This window comes from Proteiniphilum sp. UBA1028 (assembly GCF_002316955.1).
GTDB lineage: Bacteria > Bacteroidota > Bacteroidia > Bacteroidales > Dysgonomonadaceae > Proteiniphilum.
Genome location: NZ_DCEN01000050.1, coordinates 19,561 through 43,810, shown reverse-complemented (window position 1 = coordinate 43,810; position 24,250 = coordinate 19,561). Strand labels below are relative to the sequence as shown.

Below are 24,250 nucleotides of genomic sequence, written 5' to 3'. Positions count from 1 at the left end.
TTCATCATGCTCCCTGTTTCCTGAAGTGCCTGGTGAAAGGCAAAACAGGCATACAGATCCTGAGGAATATGCCCCTTCACGCCCCGGTTCAGGTATTCATGCAGCAGAGGACGATAATCAGGATGTGCACACTTTTCAATGATCTCCACTGCACGGTTCTTTGGCCCCTTGCCCCTGAGGTCGGCCACCCCGTACTCCGAGACCACAATCTTCACGGAGTGTTCTGTATGGTCTTCGTGCGTGACCTTGGGCACGATACAGCTGATAGCACCATTTTTCGCCGTAGAGGGAGTCAGGAAGATCGACAGATAGGAGTTGCGGGTAAAATCTCCGGATCCGCCAATGCCGTTCATCATCTTGGTACCGTTTACATGGGTGGAGTTTACACTACCAAAGATATCCACCTCGATGGCTGTGTTCAACGCAATAATCCCCAGGCGACGGGCCAGTCCGGGGTTGTTGGATATTTCAGAAGGGCGCAACACCAGTTTATTTTTAAAGAAAGCCAGGTCATCGTAAAACCTGTGCAGCACTTCGTTGCTTACGGTGAGCGAGCAGCCGCTGGCAAAAGAGATGTTGCCTTGCTGCATCATGTCAATCACTGCGTCCTGGATTACTTCGGTATAGACTTCGAAGCGGGGTATCTCGGGGTTACTGCCCATGGAGCCCAGCACCGCATTAGCGATATTTCCCACACCCGACTGGATGGGCAGAAAATGAGCGGGAATACGTCCGGCTTTCATTTCGGCAACGAAGAATTCGGCCACGTTATTTCCAATGCGTGCAGTGACCTCGTCAAGAGGAGCAAACCCTCCACCCTCGCCGTCTTTTTCGGTTTCCACCACAAAGATCTTGTCGGGGTTCACTTTAACATAGTCCAGCCCGATCCGGTTTTGAACCTCAAAGATGGGTATCTCACGACGTTTGGGAGGATCCTGCAGTTCATACATATCGTGAATTCCGCGCAACTTCACGGGCACTTTCTTATTCAGTTCCACGATGACAATATCTGCCAGACGACAGATCGTTGGCGTGATTCCTACACCGGTGGTAGGAACAATTTCCCCTCTCTCCGTTACCTCGCATGCCTCAATAATGGCCACATTGATTTTTCCAAGGAAGCCATATCGGATTTCCTGTGCCAGCTGCGACAGATGGAGGTCGAAAAAATCAAATTCACCCCGGTTAAGTGCAGCACGCATATCTTTGTTGGTTTGATAAGGCGTACGAAATTTTATCGCCCCTGCGCGGGAAAGTGTCCCATCAATGGAGTCGCCGGTGGAGGCTCCGGTAAAAACGCCTATTTTGAAAGAATTGCCTTTGGCATGCTCTGCTTCTGCCCTCTTGGCAATCTCTACCGGCACCACCTTAGGGCAGCCGGCATGGGTAAAACCACTGAAGCCTACGTTGTCATTATCTTTCACAAGAGACGCAGCCTCTTCAGCACTGATAAATTTTAAAGCCATATATATGTTATGTAATTAGCGTGAAGTCAATATTTTCTACGCACGATATCACCGATTATCAAACCTTTGAGCAACTCATCGCGACTTGTATCGCCGTACAGTCCAGCGAGGAGCGGATGCAGGGATCCTCTCTTTTTCCCATCGGCCGGCTTATGGGGAGATTGGGAATCCGCGGTTTCGGCCATATCAATCATATCAGGATCATTGTCGTAAGAAGCATCTGCGTCGTAGACAAAAATGGAACTTTTGAGCGACGACTCCTTTGCAAAATCGGTCGTCAGGTTCATGGAGGATTGAAATACCGATTTCCCTTCCTCGGCCCGCACAACGGGTGGTGGAGGTGTTGCAACCCTGGGTTTGACTGCCGGCCGGGACTCAAACCAGGAAGGAAGTTCATCTTCTGCCTCCATATCCGAATCGGATGTCTCAAAAAAGGGACGCGAAGGCAAATCAAAATAGGGGTGAGAGGGTTTTTCCGATTGCTGTTTCTGCTGATTTTTCTTCTTCCTGGAATCATTAAAAAATCCCAATATCATGAAAAATACCAGAAGGATCAAATAAATAATATCGCCGGACTCCATATTTTGATTAAATTTGCAACCGGACAAAAATAGTGATTTTTTGCGTAATTAAGCGTATTTGGTGATAAAAAAATTTCGGGAGCGACTTCACAGACTCTCCCGAACATTTAACCAAAACCTTAACTATGAAAAAATTTTATTTTTTCCTTCACAAAAATAGGACATTACGGGTATATTTCCAACTATTTTGTCCGATAAATGAATAATTTAACTTTTACGGGCTTTTACGTGACAAAAAACGGACAATCACAGCCGATAAAAAGGAATCATGCAAACAGAAAAAAAACTATATATTGAGACGTACGGCTGCCAGATGAACGTGGCAGACACCGAGGTGGTAGCATCCATTATGGAGATGGACGGCTACACGCTTACTGATAGTGATCGCGACGCCGATGCTATTTTCGTGAATACCTGCTCCATCAGGGAGAACGCAGAGCAGAAAGTAATTCAACGGTTGGAATACTTCAATTCGCTGAAAAGAAAACGAAAAGAGAACCTCATCGTGGGGGTACTGGGATGCATGGCGGAAAGAGCGAAGTCCGAGCTGATCGATCGTCACCATGTGGACGTGGTGGTGGGTCCCGATGCCTATCTCGATCTTCCCAACCTGGTGGGGGCAGCAGAACGGGGCGAGAAAGCCATGAACATCGAACTCTCCAAAACAGAAACGTATAAGGATGTGATTCCCCTCAAGATGGAGGGAAGCAACATCTCAGGCTACATCTCCATCATGCGGGGGTGCGACAAGTTTTGCACCTACTGCATCGTACCCTTCACTCGCGGTCGGGAGCGCAGTCGGGAGCCGGAGAGCATCCTCAACGAGCTACGGGTTATGCGGGAAAAAGGGTTCAGGGAGGCCATTCTTTTGGGCCAGAATGTGAACTCCTACCACTACCGGGACGACAAAGGCTCCATCCGCTTTCACGAGCTCCTGGCCATGGTAGCGGAAGAAGCACCTCAAATGCGCATTCGCTTTACCACATCTCACCCCTGGGATATGAACGACGAAACGCTGGAAACAATTGCGCAATACAAGAACCTTTGCAACTACATTCACTTGCCTGTGCAGTCGGGAAGTTCACGCATGCTGAAACTCATGAACCGGCGTTACGACAGGGAATGGTACATGGAAAGAATTGACGCCATTAAAAGAATCATTCCCGGCTGCGGCCTGTCGACCGACATCATGTGCGGGTTTCATTCCGAAACAGAGGAAGACCATCAGGAAACACTGTCGCTGATGCGCGAAGTGGGGTTCGACTCGGCATTCATGTTCAAGTACTCGGAGCGGCCGGGCACATATGCGGCAAAAAGGCTGGAGGACAACATTCCCGAAGAGATCAAAAACAGGCGCCTGCAGGAGATCATAGACCTGCAACTGGAACTGTCGCGCCAAAGCAACGAGAAAGATTTGGGGAAAGAGTTTGAAGTTTTGGTGGAAGGTTTTTCCAAACGATCCAGGGAGCAGCTTTTCGGGCGTACTGAACAGAACAAGGTGGTCATCTTCGACAAAAAGAGCCATCGCATTGGGGAGTTTGTGAGGGTGAAGGTGACCGGCTTCACTCCCGCCACCATGTTTGGGACATCCGTCACTGCGGACTGATCCGGATCAGAGAAAAGAAAACTTGTAAAAACATTTTTGCCCAATAAACGTTTATTTAGGTATGTAAGCCTAAAAGGGTTTATCAATGAGGTTTTCAACGAATGAACCATCGACTGTGTAAAAATAATATTCACCTTTAAACGCAAAAATTATGAAATCAGAAGCTAAATTATTACTGGGTTTAGGAATCGGTATCGCACTGGGCGCTGCCGTAGGATACATCATGGGAACCGATAAGAGGGAAGAGTGGCTGGAACATGCCAACGAACTTGCAGACAAGATAAAAACGAATGTAAAATCAGCGATATACAAAGGAAAAAGCGAAGTACATGATTTGAAAGAAGACATCGACGATATTGCTGAAATTGCAAAGAAAGAACTTGCCAAACAATAAGTGACCTCTAACACCCCGGGATACGATGGAAGAAAAAAAAGTAAGTACGTTGTTCGAGCAAATGCGCAATGACATTTCAAAATTTATCACAAGCACACTCGAGCTCGGAAAGCTGGAAGCATATGAAAAGATCAGCTTAAGTGCATCGGCAATCATATACGGCCTTATATTGGCCGGTTCTGTTTTGTTTGCACTCTTGTTTATTTTAGTGGCAGCCGGATTTTACCTGGGTGAAGTCCTGCAGAGCACCTGGGCGGGGTTTGCCATCGTGGCTGCGTTTAGCCTGTTCATACTCCTCGTTATCCTGCTCGTAGGGAAATCTTTCAAGAAAAAATTCAGTAGCCGTGTTGTGCGTTTTCTTATGGAAAACGACGATAGTGATGGAAAAAACAGCAAAAAATGAGCACCTATAAATTAACTCCGCTTGAAGAACTGCGTCTGGAAAAAAAACGATTGAGAGAAGAACGGGCCATTGCCAGCCGGCGCCTCGCTTATCAGTTACAGTACCTGAACGACAACTGGGGATCGATGCTCACCAAGGGTATAACCTCATCTGTAAAGTCGAAGCTTGTGGAAACAATGGATACTTTATCGGTTGGATCTTCCCGTTCCGTGACTCCTTTTGTCACCAGGAGGGGAAATCCATGGATTAACTTTGCCCTGTCAAATCTGCCGCTCTTAGGATCCATCACGTGGGGAGTTGCAAAGCCGGCAATTCTCGCTTTTGCAGCAAAAAAGGTCACATCGTCCCTGTTCGGAAGAAAAAGAAGGACCAAAAAATAAATATTCCGGTCGCGCTGCCCCCGTCAGGGCAATCCGTGTAATTTAATTAAAGAGGAGACCTGTGGACGGTGGTAACGCCGTCCACTTTTGCTATCTTGGCACAGAGCTGATTCACCTCCTCAGCGCTGTGCACATGCAGGTTAAAGACCCCTTCAAAGATTCCGTCTTTGGAGGAAACATTTACACTCTGAATATTCACAACCACATCTTCTGCCAGCTTGGCCAGAATGATGCCCAGGATTCCAATACGGTCAATACCCGTGAACGCGATGGAGGCGAGAAAGGAATACTGGCGATAATCACCCCACGCCACGGCGATGACACGGTCGCCAAAACTCGATTTCAGCTTCAGTCCTGTTTGGCAGGAACGCTTGTGTACCTCCACCTCCTCTTTCTCGGTAATATAGCCGAACACATCATCGCCCGGCAAGGGGTTACAGCACTCCGGAACGACGAAGTTCTTCCGGTACTTGGTTTCTGTAAGTTGGTAAATTTCTTTCCGGTCAATTTTGGACCTCTCCGTCCCCATTGAAAAAATGGCTGAATCCGATTCTTTCTTTGCACCTTTCTGGTCGGATGACGGCTTCTTAATGGCACTCATTGCCTGCTTCATGTAACGCACAAAAAGATTATCCTGCTTTTCCGGTTCTTCCTTGATCTTAAAGAATGCATTTTTGCTGGCCGGCAGGGTGACGTCGTTGTGCCCGATCAAGAAGTAGAGGTCTTCCTTGTTTTCGGCCTTATAGGCATGCAGAATCTTGTTGAACAACGCATTGTCAATAGGTTCGTTGTCGAACAATTCTTCGAGCTTGTTTTTTCCAATCTCGGCAATGCGTCTCCGTTGCCGTCGTAACGACGCTTCAATCTTTGTCCGCGCTTTCGCCGTAGTCACAAAGTTGAGCCATTCCGGCTGGGGGCTGACCGACTGTGAAGTGAGGATTTCTATCTGATCGCCGCTGCGTAGCTGCTGGCTAAGCGGCACCAGGGTATGGTTTACTTTTGCCCCCAGGCAATGGTCTCCGATCCGTGTATGGATGGTGTATGCAAAATCGAGTGCGGTGGCCCCCTGTGGCAGCGTCTTGATCTCTCCCTTGGGAGTAAATACAAAAATCTCCGACGAGAAAAGGTTCATCTTCACTGTATCCAGGAAGTCAATGGCATTGGGGTTCGGGTTGGAAAGAATCTCCTGGATGGTCTTCAACCACTTGTCCAGTTCGTTATCTTCCTCGATCCTGTTCTCCTTATATTTCCAGTGGGCTGCAAATCCCTTTTCGGCAATATCGTCCATCCGCCGGCTTCTGATCTGTATCTCAATCCACTTCCCGTCGGGTCCCATCACAGTGAGGTGAAGGGCCTGATATCCGTTTGCCTTAGGATGGCTCACCCAGTCACGGATACGGTCGGGACGAAGCTTATAGATATCGGTGATGGCGGAATAGATGTCCCAGCACTGCTTCTTTTCATCCATGCCGGGAAAGACCTCAAAGATGATACGTACAGCGAACAGATCGTACACTTCGTGGAACTCGATACCTTTGTTTTGCATTTTGTTCCAGATGGAATAGACCGACTTTACGCGAGCCCTCATCTCGTACTTTATATCCATTTTGTCAAGAGCCTTGACGACTGGCACAGCAAAATGTTCGTAAATTTTATTCCGTTCGGGCGCGGTCTCTTCAATCTTCTTCGTGAGATCGGCAAAAGCCTCGGGGTGCTCGTACTTGAAACAGAGCTCTTCCAGTTCTGTTTTGATGGCAAACAATCCCAGCCGGTGTGCCAACGGGGCGTATATATACAAGGTTTCCCCGGTAATTTTAAACTGCTTCGTCGGAGCCATGGAAGAGAGTGTGCGCATGTTGTGCAGTCTGTCGGCAATCTTGATCAGGATTACCCGGATATCATCGGACATGGTGAGCAGCAGCTTCCGAAAATTCTCTGCCTGTGCCGATACGTTCTCGCCAAACATCCCGCTCGATATCTTGGTCAACCCGTCCACAATCTGCGCAATCTTATCCCCAAACAGGGCACGGATATCATCGACCGTGTAATCGGTATCTTCCACCACATCGTGAAGCAGCGACGCCGAAATAGAGGTCGATCCCAACCCCATCTCCTTAGATACGATACGGGCTACTGCCAGCGGATGCATGATGTAGGGTTCACCGGAACGGCGGCGGGCACCTTTGTGTGCCTCCTTTGCCATGTTAAAAGCCCTTGTGATGATATCCACCTTACGACGGTGGTTGGAATTCAGGTAATCATTCAGCAACCCCTGAAATTCTTCCTCTATCATCAGATCATCTACTGTCAATTTATCTTCGTCGTTCATATGCTTTTCTTAGACTGCTTTTTGGCAGGCGCTTTATAAGTAAACGAAATTACAAATAAATCAGCAGATAAATGAAATCCTGCCGCTATTTTTTGTACGGCGGGACGTTGAAAGCTGCAGGAGGGGCTTCTCCTTCGATGCTGATCACCAAATGTTAAAAAGACCGGGGTTATTGTTTATTGCACAAAAGTACGTACCTTTGCCTTTCACAGGGGTGCCCCAGACAAACGGGCTGAGATCATACCCAAATTACCTGATCCGGATAATGCCGGCGGAGGGAAAAAAAAGTGCTCACGTTCCAGTGACGCTTTCTATGGTATACATCTTATATTATTCCCCTTTTTTATTTCACTAACAACCGATGAATCCGCTGTATGGCAAGATTCATCTAAAATTTTTAAGAAAATGAAACGAGCATTTTAATCAGTTTACATTATGAACATGATTATCGCGAGTTCCATACTCATTAATTAAAAAATAGATTAGTCGTATGAAAAAGGTATTTTTATTGTTTATGCTGATAAGCTTATCAGCAGCAGGTTATCAACTAGTAGCCAACTCGGATGAAGCAGCAGCGCCCGACAGCCTGAATCACATTCAGCTCGAAGAGGTGGTTGTCTCGGCTACAAGGGCAGGAAGCAACACACCCGTGACGCACAGCAACATTACCGGGAGTGCCATCTCCGAACGCAATTCGGGACAAGACATTCCCTACATTTTGTCTCTCGAACCCTCTGTTATCGTTACCTCCGATGCCGGCACAGGCATCGGATACACCGGCTTTCGCATACGCGGGACGGATGCCAATCGTATCAACATCACCGTAAACGGCGTACCTTTGAATGATTCGGAATCACATGGTGTTTTCTTTGTCAATATGCCCGATTTCGCCTCTTCTCTCTCTTCCATCCAGGTACAACGGGGCGTGGGAACATCCACAAGCGGTGCCGCAGCATTCGGCGCGAGCGTGAACATGCAGACCGAGAACGTGAGCCGGTTGCCATATGCCGAAATTGGCTCATCCTACGGCTCATTCAATACCAGCCGCAACACATTGAAAGCGGGTACAGGCCTTATCAACAACCGTTTCGCCATAGATGGACGGTATTCAACAATCGCCTCCGACGGGTATATCGACAGGGCATCGGTAAACATGCGCTCATATTATCTCGCCGGAGCATATCTGGCTGAAAATACCGTTCTTAAATTTGTCACATTCGGAGGGAAAGAAAAAACATACCAGGCCTGGAACGGTGTAGACCTGGATCTGGTGCGACGCGATCCATTGAACTACTCACGCAGCTACAACGATTTGGGGCGGTATACCGATGACGAAGGCCATGTGAAGTTCTACAATAACCAAACCGACAATTATACCCAAACACATTACCAACTGCATGCCATGCATCAGTTCTCCCCATCCCTGTATCTCAACGCAGCTTTGCATTACACGGCGGGGAAGGGCTTTTATGAGGAATACCGAACAGACCGGAAGTATGTTGAATACCTGCTCACCCCTGCTGTGGAAAACGGCGTGGAACGGAAAAAAACGGATCTTATCCGCCAAAAATGGCTCGATAACGACTTCTACGGAGCCACCTTCGCGCTGAATTATACACGGGAGCAACTCGGATTGATCTTCGGTGGAGGCGCAAACTCGTATGAAGGTGATCACTTCGGGAAAGTCTTGTGGGTACGCCATCCAAACAGTTTCGACCCCGACAAAGAGTGGTATCGCAGCAAAAGTAAAAAAAATGATGCAAACATTTACCTGAAATTAAATGTGGAGCCGATACGTGATCTGTTTGTATATGCCGATGCACAATACCGCTACATAGCGTATGACATGCGGGGCAAGGATGATAAATACGATGAAACGGCAAATGCGATGCGCGATATCACGCAAGAGCATACCTTCTCCTTCTTCAACCCCAAAGTGGGTACAACCTACCGGTTGAATAACCGGAACAACCTCTACGCTTCATTCTCCGTGGCCAACCGTGAACCAAACAGGAACAACTACACCGACGCGGGACCCAACGACAAGCCTACCAGTGAGCGGTTGTACGATACCGAAATAGGATACCGATATCAATCTCCTGTCGCCAGTTTCGGTGCGAATATTTATTATATGAAATACAACAACCAGTTGATTCTCACAGGGAAAATCAGCGAAATAGGAGAGATGCTAACGACCAATATACCCGACAGCCACCGCGCGGGAATCGAACTGACCGGAGGCGTACAAATAAGCCCCTTATTGCGTTGGGATGGCAACGTCACATTCAGTCAAAACAAGATTAAGAATTTTGTGGAGCAGGATGTCGATGTATACGATGCAGATTGGAACTGGGTCGACTCCCGATCCAACGAGCTGGGTAACACGAACATCGCCTACTCCCCCGACATCATCGCCAACAGCATCCTTTCGTTCTCCTACCGCGGTTTCGAAACAGCCCTGCACAGCAATTATGTGGGGCAACAGTATCTGGATAATACCTCCAGCAAGCAACGCAGTATTGATGCCTATTTCGTGAACAACCTGCGCGCAAGCTACTCCTTTGATCTCCCCCATCTCGAATCGGTAACCCTGGGTGTCTGGGTAAACAACCTGTTTAATGTGGAGTACGAAACAAACGGTTACAATTGGTATAGCTACTACCTGGACGGGAAACGGGTTAATGAAAAGCGTTACTTTACCCAGGCGGGAACAAACGCACTGGCAAGCATCACAATAAGATTTTAAATGCAAACCATTGAATTGATCGGCGCCGTCATCGGCCTGCTTTATTTGTACCTCGAATACAAAGCCAACAAGTGGCTATGGCCGGTGGGCGTCGTGATGCCGGTGGTATACGTGTGGATCTTCTTCCAGAGCAAGTTTTATGCCGACATGGGAATAAATGTGTACTATTTTTTCGCCAGCATCTATGGCTGGATATACTGGACCCGTCATTCACGGCAGGAAGAGAAGGAGCTGCCCATTACCCACACTCCACGGCGCCACATACTGCCTCTTGTGGTTGCCGGCATGGTGCTTTTTGTCGTCATTGCCTATATCCTGGTGCAACATACCGACAGCCCCGTGCCCTATGGCGACAGCCTCACCACCGCCCTGAGTGTCATCGGCATGTGGCTGCTGGCCCGCAAACATCTGGAACAATGGGGGTGCTGGTTCGTAGTCAATCTGATCTCCTGCGGGCTTTACCTTTGGAAAGGCCTCTACCCCACATCCGTTCTTTTTGCCATTTACACGGTGATCTCGTTGTTCGGGTATATCAAATGGAAACGGATGATGGAGCGTCAACCGATAATGGCATCGGTAAGTTCGTCGACGGTGAAGCCGGCAAAGTAGGGAGTCGTATCGAATGAAGCGAGAGCCTCGTGGACTTCTGAGGGACTGTATTTCACGCCTTTCAACCGCTCCTGCACCTCCGAAAGGTCGCTCTTTACCCCGAAGAAAGTACCAAAGAAAGAAATATCTTCGATGACACCCTTTTTTGTATTGATAAACAGTTGCATCTTCCCCGCGGGATAACGTCGCTCACGCACGATCTCCGCAGTGGGGTTGCTGCCAAAATTCCAGGTCCAGCTGCCAAACTTTTTGCGGCGCCTTTCTTCAATGGCCACCAACTCCTCATCGCTGAAGAGGTACTCCCTCATCTCCGGGTATTTCTGCTTCATGTGTGCCAGAATCTTATCCGCAAACTCGGTCACGGTAATCTTCTCCGGCAGGTTAGGAAGGATGTTGTCCACGCGGCTGCGTACCGACTTCACTCCTTTGGCATCCACAACATCTTTGGATGTCTCCAGTGCCCGGGAAAGCACCGTGAGGTCCACATCGAAGAGGATGCATCCGTGGTGCATCACCCGCCCCTCGATATAGGCCTGTGCGTTGCCGCTGATTTTTTTGCCGTCGATGGTCAGATCGTTTCTGCCGGAAAACTTTGCGGTCACACCCAGCTCTTTCAATGTCTGAATAACCGGCTCCGAGAAGGCTTTAAAGTCGAATGTCCGACTATCGTCGTCCTCATTGGAGATGATGGTGTAATTGAGGTTGTTCAGGTCGTGATAAACTGCACCTCCCCCCGATATTCGCCGCACCACATGAATACCGTTCTCCCGGATAAAACTACCGTTGATTTCCGCCAGCGTATTCTGATGCTTCCCCACAATGATAGAGGGCTCATTGATCCAGAGAATGAATACTTTGTCGTACTGCAACAGTTTTTTGAAACAATACTCTTCCAGCGCAATATTAAAATCGGGCTTGCGAGATTTGTTGACTATATAGATCATGGAACGTTATGTTGTTATTAAGTTATTAAGTTTATGGACAAACCTTGAAACTCCGAAACATCGGAACCTACAAAGATAAAAAAAGAAGATCAATCCTACACCCCCACAGAGTGTCAACCGATCTTCTTTTCACGAATGTCTATAAAACTGAGTCTCTATTTTCGAGACAATTATTTTCTCTTCTTCGGAATATGCACCGCCTCGCCCAACACATCGGCAAACGCCTCAAAGATTGCCTCCGAGTATGTGGGATGCCCGTAAATGGTATTTACCACCTCATCGACCGTGATCTCCATCTCCATGATCAGCGATGCCTGGGTGATGAGCTCAGCAGCAGAGGGACCGATGATATGGACACCCAACACTTCGCCATAACGGTTATCGGCAATCACCTTCACAAATCCGTCGGCCTCACTCGAAGCCAGCGCACGACCGTTGGCCGAAAAATTAAACCGTCCAATGCGGATATCGTCTCCATACTTCTCCCGGGCCTGTGTTTCGGTTAGCCCCACCATTGCCACCTCCGGCAACGTGTATACCACCGACGGGGCCGAGAGCAGCTTGATGGAGCGATGATTGCCTTTCACCGCGTTTTCGGCAGCCACCTCCCCCATGCGGAAGGCTACGTGGGCAAGCATTTTGATGCCGTTCACGTCACCGGGGGCATAAATACCCTTCACGCTGGTTTCCATATAGTTGTCCACCTTGATCCGGCCCTTTTCTGTCTCGAGCTTCACCTCGCCCACCGCTTCCAGATCAGGCACACGCCCAATGGCCAGAAGGGCTTTATCGGCGATGACCGATTCTTTGCCGTCGATCTTTATTTCCAGCTTGTCGCCCTTATCCAGCACCCCGGTAATGCGTGCAGCGGTAATCACCTCAATTCCTTTCTTTTTGACGATGCGAGTCAGTTCTGAAGTGACGTCGTTGTCGAACATCGGCACTATCTGATCCATCATCTCCACAATGATCACCCTGGAGCCAAGTCCTGCAAAGGAAAGACCCATTTCGGCGCCGATTACGCCCCCCCCCAGGACAGCCAACGTCTCCGGTACCTCCCGGATATCCAGAAGATCGTCGCTGGTAAGTACCTTCTCGTTATCAATGCCGGGAATATTCAGCATAAACACTTTCGATCCGCCTGCAAGGATAATCTTGTCCGCCTTGATGATCCGGGAGTCGTTGACCACCACATCCTTGTTTTTGTTGATCTTGCCTATACCCCTGTAGATGTCCACCCCGTTGCTTTTAAGAAGTGCCTCCACGCCACTGGTCAGTTTTTTCACGACCCCGTTTTTGAATGCCAGCACCTTCTCCATATCGATTTTAATCTGGGAGCTATCGATGAGGATACCCCGCGCCGAGGCATTGCGAATATGTTCGATGATCTCCACGTTCTTCAGATAAGCCTTTGATGGGATACAGCCCACATTGAGACAGGTACCCCCAAAGGTGCCCTTTTCCACAATGGCTACCCTGGCACCCAGCTGTGCCGCACGGATAGCAGCCACATAGCCGGCAGGTCCGCCGCCAATCACCGCAACGTTATAGTTATCTTCCAGGCGGATCATCCGTTTATCCTCTTCGCTCTCCTCTGCGCCGGTATCTTCAATCACCTCGGGTATGAGGGTATCGGCCGATTCATTTTCATTCCCGATATAACCGATCACCTCCGTCACGGGAACAGTCTCCCCATCCTGATGTACAATCTTCAGCAGAATTCCCGACGCTTCTGCCTCAATCTCCATACTGGTCTTGTCGGTCATGATCTCAAGGATGATCTCCCCTTCGGTCACGGTATCACCCTCTTTCTTCAACCACTTCACTATTTGCCCTTCGGTCATGTCAATACCGGCCTTGGGCATGATTATTTCAAATGCCATATTTTTTTAGTTTTCAGTTTATCTGTTGTCACCTCTCACTGTTCTGCGTCTTCTGTGTTGTGTATTCAAATAAAAATCGTCAGTGGATCTTCCATTGCCGCTTTCAGGTCGGTCATAAACCTGGCGCCCGTGAGCCCGTCAATCACCCTGTGATCGCAGGTGAGGCTTATCTTCATTATGGGGCGGACAACCAGTTCACCGTTCTGGGGTACCACCTTCTCTTTTGTGGATGCTACACTCAGGATAGCAACGTTAGGCTGATTGATGATCGCGGTGAACTCATCCACGGCATACATCCCCAGGTTGCTGATGGTAAAGGTACTTCCGGCCTGTTCGTCGGGGAGCAGCTTCTTGGAGAATGTACGTTCGGTGAGATCTTTCAGGGCAACCACAAACTCACTCAACGACATCTTGTCGGCTCCCTTCACTACCGGCACCAACAAACCCTCGTCGAGACCCACCGCCATGCCCAGATTCACATAATTGTGGAAGGTTATTTCCGTACCCTCCTTGTTGAGGCTGGCGTTGATATATTTGTGTTTCGTCAATGTCTTCACCACCGCCATCGAGATCAGGTCGGTCACCGTCAGCTTCTTCCCGGTTTTCTCCTTAATTGGTTCCATCAGCCGCTTGCGCAGAGCCAGCAGCTCCGTCATGTCCACCTCCCAGGTTTGGATAAAAGTAGGGGCGCCAAAATAACTTTCCGTCATTCGTTTGGCAATGATCTTACGCATCTGGGGCATGGGCACGGTTTCAGTGTCGCCTGTCGATGCAGTCTGTGATACAGTCTGTGGTGAGGCCTGATCTTTCCGGGTACTTTCAGAAGCAGGTTTGGATCCTGCAGCAAAGGACGTCAACATACGGTCCCCAAAATCGCTCAGCGTAAAACGATCCTTGAGTGCCGGGTCGGAGAGGAGCTTCACCACATCATCCTTCATGATCTTGTTCCCGTAACCGCTACCTGTCACTCCCCTCAGGTCGACATTATGTTCATCGGCAATCCGTTGTGCAAGAGGAGAAATATGTGTTTTCTCCTCGTAGTTAAAACCGGCAATATCATCCTTGTGGATGCGTCCCTTATAACCGGTGCCGGTCACGTGAAACAGGTCCACACCCAGACGTTTTGCCAAAGTCCTTGCTGCCGGCGTTGCTCTCAATTTCCTGTTTTCCATTCACTTCTTTTTTATCGGTTATTGACCAATCTGAGGATATATTTTTTTATGCGATCCACACTCGGGATCATGGCGGTCTCCAGTGCCTGATTGTAGGGAATGGGCACATCCTCGCCTGCCAGTCGCAGAATCCGCCCGTCCAGATAATCGAAAGCATCACTCTCGGCTATTGTTGCCGCCACCTCGCCAATAAATCCGCCCGTCTTATGGGCGTCGTTCACCAGCAGCACCTTGCCGGTCTTCTTCACCGACTCAATCACCGTATCCTTATCGAGCGGAGAGAGGGTACGCAGATCCACAACCTCCACCTCCACACCTTCTGCTTCTTTCACCTCTTCGGCAGCCTTCATCACACGCTCCAGCATGCGGCCATAGGTAACCACCGTCACATCTTTCCCTTCTTTTTTAATTTCTGCCTTGCCGATGGGCAGCACAAAATCGGGGTCGAGGGGTACCTCTCCCTTCATATTATACTGTGCTTTGTATTCCAGGAAAATCACCGGGTTGTTGTCCCTTATGGCTGCTTTGAGCAATCCTTTCACGTCGGCAGGGGTACCCGGGGCAATCACCTTGAGTCCGGGGATGTGAGTAAACCAGGCTTCGAGCGACTGAGAGTGCTGGGCTGCCGACCCCACGCCACCGCCTGCGGCAGCACGGAATACCACCGGTATCTGCCCTTTGCCACCAAACATATACCTCGTTTTGGCAGCCTGGTTCACAATGTTATCCATCATATACACGATAAAGTCCATGAACGTGACATCCACAATGGGGCGCATGCCGGTCATGGCGGCACCAATGGCGGCGCCGGAGATGGCATTTTCCGATATGGGTGTATCTCTTACCCGCTCTTTGCCAAACTCCTCCAGCATCCCCACCGAGGTGCCGAAATCACCGCCAAAGACACCAACATCTTCTCCCATGAGGAACACGTTCTCGTCGCGGCGCATCTCTTCCGACATAGCCATGATGATTGCATCGCGTACGGACATTAACTTAGTTTCTGTTTTCATTTGATTAAACCTGTTTATTTTCTTCGCAGTCAGACGCTTGTCCACGATTTCACCTAACTGTTGCTTGTGCTGTTTTTAATTTTTTTACGGACGCCAGTGCGGGCCCTTTTTTCTATTGATTGTCCAGACTTCTGTCAGGGTGCATATATATCTTCAAAAGCCGATTCCAGGGTGGGCTCCGGACTGCTGAGGGCAAATTTAACCGACTCCTCCACGGCTTCTTCCGAAGCGGCTTCCTGCTTCGCTATCTCCTCGCCGGAAGCCAGGTTGTTTTTGAGAAGATAATCCCTGAAGCGGGCTATCGGGTCTTTTTTCTTCCATTCGTCCACCTCCTGTTTGGTACGGTATTTCCCCGGGTCAGAGGTAGAGTGTCCCAGCCAGCGATAGGTAATCGACTCCACCAATACGGGGCCATTTCCTTCGCGGACATATTTTACGATCTCCTCAAATTTAGTGTAAACGGCCATCAGATCGTTCCCGTCTTCGATAAAATGGCCGGGAACACCGTACGAAGAAGCACGCTGATAGTTGTAGTCGATATTGATCATATCCTTAATAGGGGTACTGATCCCATACATGTTGTTGATGCTATAGAAAATTACAGGCAGTTTCCAGACAGATGCCAGATTCAGGGTCTCGTGAAAGGTTCCCTCATTCACGGCACCATCGCCAAAAAAGCAAACAACAATCTTGCCGGTATTTTTCATTTTCTGTGTGAGCGCAGCACCGATAGCCATTCCCATGCCTCCTCCCACAATACCGTTTGCACCGAGGTTGCCTCCATCGAGGTCGGCAATATGCATAGAACCGCCCTTCCCCTTACAGGTACCGGTGGCTTTCCCCATGATCTCGGCCATCATTGCGTTTAGATCAATCCCCAGCGCTATACTTTGTCCGTGTCCCCGGTGATTGGAGGTGATCAGGTCAGATCCTCTTTCAATGGCCGCGATGGCGCCCACGTTTGCCGCCTCTTCGCCCACCGAGAAGTGAGTCATCCCAGGCACGACACCTTTCTTTACCAACCGGTTGACTTTATTGTCAAAATTGCGGATATCCAGCATAGCCCTGTGCATTTCCAGCAGCTTTTCTTTGGGTATATTCATCTTTTTTCCTGAATTTTTATTCGCCATAATAGCTCCTTAATCAAAAGTCGTTTGTGAATGTTAATATAATTAGAATGATTCTACATAACAACAGCTGTTGGAAGCGATTGTTTGAAAAGGAACGGTATTTATATTTTATTAAGCTTTGCCTTCGATAGCAAGAAGCAACAATTTCAACTGCCTGTCCGACAAAAAGAAAGAATGTGATAAAAAATTAAAGACATTTTTGTCTGTAATTAAAATTATTCGATATCTTTGTCGCCACAACCCATGTGAGATGATCGCCAAATCCGGTAAAAAATGTTTCTCATTGCAATGACCGGAGGCGAAAAATAGTAAAAGGAAAGGAGATCGCATCATGTTTTCGAAGACCTGCGAATATGGCATCAAGGCAGTTTTGTATATTGCTCAACAATCGCTCAGGCAGACACGTTCCAAAATGAGCGACATTGTGCAGCAGATTGGTTCCCCCGAAGCGTTTACGGGGAAAGTGTTGGGTTCTTTATCGAGGCATGGCATCGTTGATTCCTATACCGGGCCCCACGGTGGATTTGAAATCAGCCACGACAAACTTCACGACATCACCATTTCCGATATTGTGCGGGCAATTGAGGGTGATCTGTTTTTCGAAGGCTGTGTACTGGGACTGGGAGAATGCAACGGAGAGCACCCCTGTCCCATGCATCAATCGGTAGAGCCCATCCGGAGCGAGATGAATGAGATATTACAACACACCACGGTCTACGAAATGGCCATGGGGTTAAAAAACAAGGATTCTCTTTTAATTCGATAATTTTTTTCGGGAAATAACCATTGACTATTACTAACCTCTAACAAATGATTCAGTATGTCACAGAAAAAATTATGGATTGCATTGGCGGCAGTAATTGTTGTCTCGTTTGCCGTGCTGTTATTTTACGGCAACCAGATTTATCAGCAAGCTCCGCCCGTACCTGAACAGGTTGTAGACGAGACGGGCAAATTACTATTTACCGGGAGAGAAATCAAGGAGGGTCAGAACATCTGGCAAAGTATCGGTGGCCAGGAGATTGGCACCGTCTGGGGACACGGCGCTTACGTGGCACCCGACTGGACGGCCGACTACCTTCATCGTGAGGCGCAGTTTCTGCTGAACAAATGGTCGGAGGAGACTTATGGCAACCTGTTCGATTCACTTTCAAATGAACAGAAAGCCACCTTGCAGAGCAGGCTTCAGTCGTTCTTACGAAGGAACACCTACGACGAGGCCTCAGGAATATTGGTAATCAGCGCTGAACGCTACGAAGCTTTTCTTCACAACAAAGCACATTACGCCGGCCTCTTCATGAACAGCCCCGCGCTCAACGAACTCCGTGCCTCTTACGCCATCGCGAAGAACACCATCAAGACGGAAGAGCGCATGGACAAGATGGTACAATTTTTCTTCTGGGCATCGTGGGCCTGCGTGACCAACCGTCCGGGGCAGGAGATCACCTATACACACAACTGGCCACCTGACGAGCAGATAGGCAACGTACCTACCAGTGATTTGATTTTATGGACCGGCTTCAGCATCATCATGCTGCTTATTGGAATCGGCATCATGATCTTTGTGCAGGCTCGCGCCCGTCAGGAAGAGATCCTGAAGCCGGTGGAAGACCCGTTGATGAACCAAACCATCACTCCCTCGATGTGGGCGGTAAAGAAATATTTCTGGGTGGTAAACCTGTTAATCCTGGCACAGGTGCTCCTGGGAGTGATCACGGCACACTACGGAGTGGAGGGTGGCGGTTTTTACGGCATCGATATCACCGGCATCATCCCCTACTCCATCACCCGCACCTGGCATGTACAGCTGGCCATCTTCTGGATAGCCACCGCCTGGCTTGCGACCGGCCTCTACATCGCTCCGTCGTTGAGTGGCAGAGATCCGAAACTCCAAAAACCGGGTGTCAACATCCTGTTTATCGCACTCATCATTGTGGTAGGCGGCTCACTGATCGGGCAATGGTTTGGCGTAATGCAACGACTCAACCTGGTCGACAACTTCTGGTTTGGCCATCAGGGCTATGAGTATGTCGATCTGGGACGCTTCTGGCAACTCCTGCTTGTGGTCGGTCTGTTTTTATGGCTGGCACTCATGATACGTCCCATCCTGCCGATCATCAAAAAAAGAACGGCCGAAAAAGGATTGCTCATTCTCTTTCTCATATCATGTGCTGCCATCGCCCTGTTTTATGCTGCCGGACTAATGTGGGGGCGGACAACCAACCTGGCCGTAGCAGAATACTGGCGCTGGTGGGTGGTACACCTCTGGGTGGAAGGATTCTTTGAGGTCTTTGCCACGGTAGTCGCCGCCTTCCTTTTTACCCGCATGGGATTACTGGGCATCAGATCAGCCACGAACAACGTGCTCTTTGCCACGGTCATTTTCCTCACGGGAGGCATTCTGGGCACCTTTCACCATCTCTACTTCACCGGCACACCCACAGCCGTGATGGCACTGGGAGCCACCTTCAGTGCGTTGGAAGTGGTGCCGCTCATCCTGATCGGATTCGAGGCCTACCACAACTATCGTATGAGCAAATCCACCGAATGGCTGAAAGATTACAAGTGGCCCATCTACTTCCTGCTGTCGGTAGCCTTCTGGAATTTTCTGGGTGCCGGCATCTTCGGGTTTATCATCAACCCGCCCATTGCACTCTATTACATGCAGGGACTGAACACCACGCCCGTACATGGCCATGCGGCACTCTTTGGCGTGTACGGCATGCTGGGCATCGGCCTTATTCTGTTTGTGCTGCGCAGCATGTACCGAAAACAGAAATGGAACGAAAAGCTTATCTCATTCACTTTCTGGACGCTCAACGCCGGCTTGTTGCTGATGGTAGTGTTGAGTCTCCTGCCTGTAGGGATGATGCAAACCGTAGCCAGCGTGAACGAAGGGATGTGGTACGCCCGCTCAGCTGAGTTCATGCAACAGCCCCTGGTTGCGGTCTTCAAGTGGATGCGCATCTTCGGCGACACCATCTTTGCCATCGGCACCCTTACCCTGTTCTGGTTTGTATACCAGCTTACCATCAAAAAAAGGAAAAATCCTGCGGATAAGCCGTAGGTACTTTACTCATCTGCGAAGCCGCCGTAGCAGCGCACATCTGCAAGCGGCTTCTCTATTAAACTTCAATATATTATGAACATCAACAACCAAAGTATTATCGGAAAAATTGTGGCGGAAAACTACAAGACCGCCTCCATTTTCAAACAATATCGCATCGACTTCTGTTGCAACGGGAACAGAACCATTGGGGATGCAAGTCGCGACAAACAGCTGGACGAAGAAAAGCTGATCAACGAGTTGCTGGCTGTGGTAAACAAGAAAGAAGAAAGCGGTATTGACTTCCAGGCCTTTCCGCTCGACCTGCTAGTGGACTACATTGAAAAAACGCACCACCGTTACATCGACACCAAGATTCCCGAGATCACGCCCTTCCTGCGCAAGATTGTGCAGGTACATGGAGGAAACCACCCCGAGCTGGCGGAAGTGGAAAAGCTATTCCTGGAGTCTGCCGGCGCCCTGTCAGCTCACCTCAGGAAAGAGGAACTGATGCTGTTCCCTCATATACGCCAGCTGGTAAAGGCAGAGCTGTCGGGCGAAAAGATGCCCCGGTCGAAAGCCGGACTGGTAGCGGCTATGATCGCCCAGATGGAGCGCGAACACGATACCGAGGGAGAACGATTTCGTACAATCAGCAAGCTCACGGGCGAATATACCCCGCCCGAAGATGCCTGCAACACCTACCGGGTGACGCTGAACCTGTTGAATGAATTTGAGGATGATTTGCACCGTCATATTCATCTGGAAAACAACATTCTCTTCCCGAAGTCCATCGCGCTCGAGCAAGCGCTACAGGAATAACCGAATACAAATCAGGCTGGAAGCGGCATAAATTGTCGCTTCTTTTGTATCTTTGTTCACGTCAAAAATAACACCTGTATGGATATTTTGCCAAAGGCTTCGACGGTAATCATTGCCAACGGACGCTTCCCAAGTCACCCTCTGCCGCTCTCCCTGATTGAAAAAGCGGAATACGTAGTCTGCACCGATGGTGCGGCCAACGATTTTATCGCCCGTGGCGGCAAACCCGACGCGATTGTCGGCGATTGCGACTCCATCTCCGTGGAGAACCGGATACGCTTCGCACACATCCTGCATCCCAATTCCGATCAGGAGACCAACGACCTCACCAAATCAGTCCTGTTTTGCGTAGAAAGCAAGAGAAGAGAGATTGTAATCGTGGGGGGTACCGGCTACCGGGAGGATCATACGTTGGGAAATATTTCGCTGTTGGCCGACTACATGGAGATGGCAGAGGTTATCATGGTTACAAATTACGGCATCTTTACCCCGATGCGGGGCTTTGCTGAATTTGCCAGCCATAGGGGCCAGCAAGTCTCTCTCTTTCCGATAGACCGCGCCGGCATAACCACCCACAACCTGAAATACCCGCTCAACAAACGGATACTAACCAATTGGTGGCAGGGTACGCTGAACGAATCGCTGGGCACCACCTTCGCCCTTGAGTCGCAGGGGAGAGTGATTGTCTTCAGGTTATACGCATAAATTCCGGCACCATATTCCCCCGGTCATTACGCACGCTTGTGCATTACGCCAGCTCCCGCAGGATGTCGATCGATTTCAATGGTGGAAAATCATAGATGTGCAAACGGTAATACTCCAGCAGGTAGTCCACGATGGTATTCCGGTTATTACGCGACAAGCGGAAGAGATGCATGTTGCTGTAATTCATTCGCTGGAGGAGTACCAGAAAATCACTCTGCGTCCCGTTCAGATAGTGTGAATGCTGCGGCATGTTCTTCACGAATTCACCATGCATGAGATCAAAAAAACGATGCTTCCCTTCCCATTTCACATTTGGATAAATACCCAGGAAACGGGTCAGTCCGAACATGAAAGCCAGGTGGAAGTTCGCCACCCCTTTTTCGGCAGCCTCCAGCGCCTCCACCGAGTTCTTCATAAAGTCAAAGGCCGATTCGTTATGATCCGACTCACGAAGCACACGCGATAAAAATTCAGACAGAAAAAATGCCACCGATATTTTGGTCATGTTCGTGCAGAGATCGTACAACGGAAATTGCCTCTCAGCCTCCTTCAGGCGGTGTAGCTCGCGTAACGGCAGGTGCTCCACCTCCAGATCAAGTACCGACAGCGGGAAAAAAAGCGACATTTTCAATTTCGACTTTTTGCCGTATGACCGGGGCAGCAGATAGGAGACTCTGCCAAAGTCGCGGGTAAACACCTGCACAATGCCGTAAATGTCATTGTAGGGCGAGACTCCCAGTACGATGCCTTGCGTTTTGTGGAGCATGATGAGATTTGGGATTATCCTGTACAAATATAGGGAAAACCGGCGAAGAGACAAAACATAAAAAAAGAGGCTGTCTCAAAATAAAATTTAACCTCCTGAGAAATGAATATTGGGATATGTTCTCAGATAGATATCCGAATAAAAAGAGGGTGAAATCACCATTGTGATACACCCTCTCTTTCTTTTGCCTGCTGCGCTTCTCAATACATTTTCTTCTTGATACGGGCAGCTTTTCCACGCAGTTTACGCAGGTAATACAATTTGGTTCTGCGCACTCTCCCTTCGCTGTTGAGCGTGATATCTTCAATGAAAGGTGAGTTCATCGGAAAAATACGTTCCACACCAATGTTGTCGGACATTTTTCTTACGGTAAAACGTTTTGAATCTCCGTGGCCTGAAATCTTAATGACCACCCCTCGATACTGCTGTATACGTTCCTTGTTCCCTTCCGCAATACGGTAAGCCACCGTAATGGTGTCGCCGCTTTTGAACGCAGGGAATTCTTTCTTTTCCTTCGCAAAGGCTGCTTCTGCTATTTTTAGTAAATCCATCTTGAGTAAAGCTTTTTGTTAATAATTAACTTTGTTTCAACGCAATATGACAGGACGATGCCGACAGAGATTACGCAAAGCGGATGCAAAGGTAGTAATTATTCTTTAAACTTCCGCACAAAATATTATTTAATGTTTATTTATAAAACCGTTATTGGCTGTCAATGTAAAATTGCGTATTTTTGGCCAGATAATCGGTTTCACGCTCTCTTACCTAATTTAGAATGCGTATAAAAATAATCCCGGTTGCCTTTCTGGCAATCCTTCTGTTTTCGTGTAAACAGCCCTACTACGTGACCCAGGTGTCCGGCACTATCGTGAAGATGGACTCCACATTCGATATCCAACCGGACCGGAAGATGCAGGCACTTGTGCAATCGTACAAGACCGTGCTCGACCGAGAGATGGATGAGATCATCGGCTATTCGGCTCAGTATATGGATTACAAACGGCCCGAGAGCCTGTTGACCAATCTCACATCTGATGTCATGAAGGGCTATGGCGATGAGCACCTGCCCAACGGCGCCGATGTGGGCGTCATGAATGTCCACGGCCATCGAGCCACCCTGCCAAAGGGAGAGATTACCATGGGCAATCTCTACGAGATCTATTCGTTCGACAACGCCATCACCTTCCTGGAGCTGAGAGGGAGTGACCTGAAAAAAATATTTGACGCTTATGCACGCATCGGCGGTGCGGGCATCTCCTCGAATGTGAAACTCGTTACCGAAGGAGGAAAAGTAAAAAGTGTTTCTATTGACGGCAGGCCCATTCTCGACGATAAGGTCTATCACATCGTCACCCTTGATTATCTCGCGGAAGGCAACGACAACATGTCTGCATTCCGAAACGCACTCTTGCGCGTTGATACGGGCGTTACACTACGGGATGTGATGATCGGGTATGTGAGAGAACAAACGCGTCGGGGCAATGAGATCGTCTCCACCCTCGACGGGCGCATAGTCATTAACAGATAACCCCGACATCTATGAACAGAATGTTTCCCCTCCTGCTGATCAGCCTTTTTTTATCGTTTTCCCCCACGCTCTTTGCCCGGGAGCGACTTGTAATCCTGCACACCAACGATACCCACAGCCGTATTGAGCCACTGCCTGCGACCGACAGGAGCACTCCCGGCCTGGGAGGAGTAGTACGCAGGGCAACCTACATTAATCAGGTAAGGGAGGCCAACAAGCAAGTCCTTCTCTTTGATGCGGGAGATTTTCTTCAGGGAACACCCTACTTCAACCTTTTCAAGGGAGAGGTAGAAGTGAAAGCGATGAACCTGATGCGGTACGACGCAGCCACGTTGGGCAATCACGAGTTTGACTACGGGATGGAGGTACTTGAGAAGGTAGTCCGGCTGTCCGATTTTCCCTTTGTGTCGAGCAACTACGATTTTTCGGGTACCGCACTCTCCGGCATGATCAAGCCCTATCTGATTCTGAAGAAAGGGAAACTGCGCATCGGCGTTATCGGCATCAACATTCAACCAAAGGGGTTGATCGCTACCGCCAATTACAAGGGTATGAAGTTTCTGGACCCCACAAAGACAGCCAATGAGCTGGCAGAAAAACTTCGTATTGAGCATAAGTGCGACCTGGTCATCTGCATTTCCCACCTGGGCTACCAGGCCGATCAGCAGCTGGCAGAGTCGTCCCAGCACATCGACCTGATTCTGGGAGGGCATAGTCACACCTACCT

At 49.1% G+C, this 24,250-nt stretch carries 22 protein-coding genes and 1 riboswitch; of the genes, 12 read left to right on the top strand and 10 right to left on the bottom strand.

Features of this window, described 5'->3' with window-relative positions; all coding sequences use genetic code 11:
- Positions 1-1,466, bottom strand: a 1,466-nt coding sequence (locus tag B3Z75_RS09455; protein ID WP_294070739.1) for a succinate CoA transferase, incomplete at its 3' end; no start/stop codon positions are given.
- Positions 1,467-1,492: 26 nt separating this feature from the next.
- Positions 1,493-2,047, bottom strand: a complete 555-nt coding sequence (locus B3Z75_RS09450) for a hypothetical protein (RefSeq protein WP_294070736.1) — start codon at positions 2,045-2,047, stop codon at positions 1,493-1,495.
- 268 nt (positions 2,048-2,315) lie between these two features.
- Here B3Z75_RS09450 and miaB point away from each other — a divergent pair, with 268 nt between their 5' ends.
- From miaB to B3Z75_RS09430, 4 genes are all read left to right on the top strand, one after another.
- The gene (gene miaB / locus B3Z75_RS09445; protein WP_294070733.1) at positions 2,316-3,653 is read left to right on the top strand and encodes a tRNA (N6-isopentenyl adenosine(37)-C2)-methylthiotransferase MiaB; all 1,338 of its coding nucleotides are present in this window, start codon (positions 2,316-2,318) and stop codon (positions 3,651-3,653) included.
- A gap of 151 nt (positions 3,654-3,804) precedes the next feature.
- Positions 3,805-4,047 (top strand): YtxH domain-containing protein, encoded by a 243-nt coding sequence (locus B3Z75_RS09440; protein ID WP_294070731.1) that lies wholly within the window; start codon positions 3,805-3,807, stop codon positions 4,045-4,047.
- A 25-nt stretch (positions 4,048-4,072) separates the two neighbouring features.
- Positions 4,073-4,450, top strand: coding sequence for a phage holin family protein (locus B3Z75_RS09435; protein WP_294070728.1), 378 nt, complete (start codon positions 4,073-4,075; stop codon positions 4,448-4,450).
- Positions 4,447-4,830 (top strand): hypothetical protein, encoded by a 384-nt coding sequence (locus B3Z75_RS09430; RefSeq protein WP_294070725.1) that lies wholly within the window; start codon positions 4,447-4,449, stop codon positions 4,828-4,830. The genes B3Z75_RS09435 and B3Z75_RS09430 overlap by 4 nt, the downstream gene beginning before the upstream one ends.
- Before the next feature lie 46 nt (positions 4,831-4,876).
- Here B3Z75_RS09430 and B3Z75_RS09425 read toward each other — a convergent pair whose 3' ends face one another.
- Positions 4,877-7,159, bottom strand: coding sequence for a RelA/SpoT family protein (locus B3Z75_RS09425; protein ID WP_294070722.1), 2,283 nt, complete (start codon positions 7,157-7,159; stop codon positions 4,877-4,879).
- Between the two features lie 200 nt (positions 7,160-7,359).
- A riboswitch (TPP riboswitch) is annotated at positions 7,360-7,456 on the top strand.
- A 217-nt stretch (positions 7,457-7,673) separates the two neighbouring features.
- Between B3Z75_RS09425 and B3Z75_RS09420 the strand changes: the two genes are divergently transcribed.
- Both B3Z75_RS09420 and pnuC read left to right on the top strand, forming a co-directional pair.
- Positions 7,674-9,905, top strand: a complete 2,232-nt coding sequence (locus tag B3Z75_RS09420) for a TonB-dependent receptor (protein ID WP_414702890.1) — start codon at positions 7,674-7,676, stop codon at positions 9,903-9,905.
- Positions 9,906-10,514 (top strand): nicotinamide riboside transporter PnuC, encoded by a 609-nt coding sequence (gene pnuC, locus B3Z75_RS09415; RefSeq protein WP_294070716.1) that lies wholly within the window; start codon positions 9,906-9,908, stop codon positions 10,512-10,514.
- Here pnuC and B3Z75_RS09410 read toward each other — a convergent pair.
- The 5 genes from B3Z75_RS09410 to B3Z75_RS09390 all read right to left on the bottom strand — a co-directional run bounded on the left by B3Z75_RS09410 (position 10,463) and on the right by B3Z75_RS09390 (position 16,629).
- Positions 10,463-11,458: a lipoate--protein ligase gene (locus tag B3Z75_RS09410; protein ID WP_294070713.1), complete on the bottom strand. Its 996-nt coding sequence runs from the start codon at positions 11,456-11,458 to the stop codon at positions 10,463-10,465. The two genes, pnuC and B3Z75_RS09410, sit on opposite strands and share 52 nt — an antisense overlap.
- A gap of 170 nt (positions 11,459-11,628) precedes the next feature.
- A complete protein-coding gene (gene lpdA, locus B3Z75_RS09405; RefSeq protein WP_294070710.1) occupies positions 11,629-13,341 on the bottom strand; it encodes a dihydrolipoyl dehydrogenase in 1,713 nt (570 codons plus the stop codon).
- 65 nt (positions 13,342-13,406) lie between these two features.
- Positions 13,407-14,513: a dihydrolipoamide acetyltransferase gene (locus B3Z75_RS09400; protein ID WP_294070707.1), complete on the bottom strand. Its 1,107-nt coding sequence runs from the start codon at positions 14,511-14,513 to the stop codon at positions 13,407-13,409.
- 11 nt (positions 14,514-14,524) lie between these two features.
- Complete coding sequence (locus B3Z75_RS09395; protein ID WP_294070704.1) at positions 14,525-15,526, bottom strand: alpha-ketoacid dehydrogenase subunit beta; 1,002 nt, start codon at positions 15,524-15,526, stop codon at positions 14,525-14,527.
- 134 nt (positions 15,527-15,660) lie between these two features.
- A complete protein-coding gene (locus B3Z75_RS09390) occupies positions 15,661-16,629 on the bottom strand; it encodes a thiamine pyrophosphate-dependent dehydrogenase E1 component subunit alpha (protein ID WP_294070701.1) in 969 nt (322 codons plus the stop codon).
- A gap of 358 nt (positions 16,630-16,987) precedes the next feature.
- On the opposite strand from B3Z75_RS09390, the gene B3Z75_RS09385 reads away from it, so the two are divergent.
- From B3Z75_RS09385 to B3Z75_RS09370, 4 genes are all read left to right on the top strand, one after another.
- On the top strand, positions 16,988-17,422 hold the full coding sequence (locus B3Z75_RS09385) for an RrF2 family transcriptional regulator (protein ID WP_294070698.1): 435 nt from the start codon (positions 16,988-16,990) through the stop codon (positions 17,420-17,422).
- Between the two features lie 54 nt (positions 17,423-17,476).
- Positions 17,477-19,723 carry a nitric-oxide reductase large subunit gene (locus B3Z75_RS09380; protein WP_294070697.1) on the top strand — a complete coding sequence of 749 codons (2,247 nt, stop codon included), beginning with the start codon at positions 17,477-17,479 and terminating at the stop codon, positions 19,721-19,723.
- Positions 19,724-19,798: 75 nt separating this feature from the next.
- Positions 19,799-20,524: an iron-sulfur cluster repair di-iron protein gene (ric, locus tag B3Z75_RS09375; protein ID WP_294070694.1), complete on the top strand. Its 726-nt coding sequence runs from the start codon at positions 19,799-19,801 to the stop codon at positions 20,522-20,524.
- Positions 20,525-20,602: 78 nt separating this feature from the next.
- A complete protein-coding gene (locus tag B3Z75_RS09370; protein ID WP_294070691.1) occupies positions 20,603-21,229 on the top strand; it encodes a thiamine diphosphokinase in 627 nt (208 codons plus the stop codon).
- A gap of 43 nt (positions 21,230-21,272) precedes the next feature.
- Here B3Z75_RS09370 and recO read toward each other — a convergent pair whose 3' ends face one another.
- Both recO and rplS read right to left on the bottom strand, forming a co-directional pair.
- The gene (gene recO, locus B3Z75_RS09365) at positions 21,273-21,995 is read right to left on the bottom strand and encodes a DNA repair protein RecO (RefSeq protein ID WP_294070687.1); all 723 of its coding nucleotides are present in this window, start codon (positions 21,993-21,995) and stop codon (positions 21,273-21,275) included.
- Between the two features lie 200 nt (positions 21,996-22,195).
- Positions 22,196-22,546, bottom strand: coding sequence for a 50S ribosomal protein L19 (gene rplS / locus B3Z75_RS09360; RefSeq protein WP_294070684.1), 351 nt, complete (start codon positions 22,544-22,546; stop codon positions 22,196-22,198).
- Positions 22,547-22,770: 224 nt separating this feature from the next.
- Here rplS and B3Z75_RS09355 point away from each other — a divergent pair, with 224 nt between their 5' ends.
- Together B3Z75_RS09355 and B3Z75_RS09350 are read left to right on the top strand one after the other, a co-directional pair.
- A complete protein-coding gene (locus tag B3Z75_RS09355; protein WP_294070681.1) occupies positions 22,771-23,523 on the top strand; it encodes a 5'-nucleotidase C-terminal domain-containing protein in 753 nt (250 codons plus the stop codon).
- An 11-nt stretch (positions 23,524-23,534) separates the two neighbouring features.
- The coding region (locus B3Z75_RS09350) for a bifunctional metallophosphatase/5'-nucleotidase (protein ID WP_294070678.1) at positions 23,535-24,250 on the top strand (716 nt) is incomplete at its 3' end.